Genomic DNA, 1,037 nt, shown 5'->3' with positions numbered 1-1,037 from the left:
AATACTTACTTTTCGATCTTCGCCAAGATAACTCTCCAGAATTGCCTTTGCTCTCTCCTGATACTCGCCAACCTCAAAATAGACCAGGTAAAGATCGTCCGTATAATCTTTGGGCGTGCCTATTTCAGAGGTTTCATAAGGCGGTGAAGCGTCGGTCGATTTCATAGTATTTCACCTGTCAGGAGTAGTTTTTTTGCTCTCTGGCCAGCAATGCGAAATTGAGCACTGCTGACCAGTAAGGTGAATTTCTTACTTTTCATCACCCAATTTCTCATCCAGCATCTGGATGGTGGCTTCGAGATTGGGCGGGCGGTAGGCTTTGGCGATCTGCTCGATGACGAAGGCTGTCGCCAACATCTTGCCCTCCTCGTAAGGGCGGGCAGCGAAGCTGATCGAGATGGGCTCGCCGTTTTCGCCATAACCGGCGGGGATGGTCATGGCGGGCCAGCCGGCCGGGGCGTAGGTCTGTCCCAGGGGCACGGCAATGCCGATGTCATTGACCATGATCACATCCACATTGTATTTATCGAAAAGCGTCGTCAAGGCATCGTTGTAGGTCTTGATGCGTTCCTCGACCTGCTTATCGGTCTCTTCCTTGCTCAGCTTGGTGTTTTGGGATTCTTCCAGATATCCCTGACCATAAGGCGCCCGGTTTTGCATGTCTTCCTTGTTGGCGGCGATCACTTCTTCCAGGCTTTTGACCGGAGCGTTGACCGCAGGCAGGAAGTCATCGATGGCGTATTTGAAGACAGGAGGAAATATCTCGCGAGCGTCTGCATTGGTTGGAACATCTTTGCTATCGATCAGGGCGACCTGGATGCCCAGTTTTTCGAGCTCTGCCTGCATTGCCTCATTTTCGCCCGTCATGCCCAGGCGCAGGCCGGATAGGGTCTCGGAGGTGAAGTAGCTGGTGTAATCCTCGCCCGCTTTGGCCATGGCGTCGGCGTCATTGGGATCAGGAGAGACCATGGCGGTAAGTAGAACAGCCACGTCGGTGACGCTGCGGCCCATGGGCCCGGCGTTGTCCTGGAAGGGCA

Annotated in this window: 1 protein-coding gene; it reads right to left on the bottom strand. The window is 53.9% G+C overall.

What is annotated here, in order from left to right:
• Positions 1-249: 249 nt before the first annotated feature.
• Positions 250-1,037 (bottom strand): hypothetical protein (locus tag U9R25_13885; GenBank protein ID MEA3336998.1); only part of this gene is annotated, 788 nt, incomplete at its 5' end.

The sequence above is a fragment of the Chloroflexota bacterium genome (assembly GCA_034717495.1).
GTDB lineage: Bacteria > Chloroflexota > Anaerolineae > JAAEKA01 > JAAEKA01 > JAYELL01.
The sequence above is the reverse complement of the archived record's forward strand: the minus strand, read 5'-3'. Positions and strand labels throughout refer to the sequence as shown.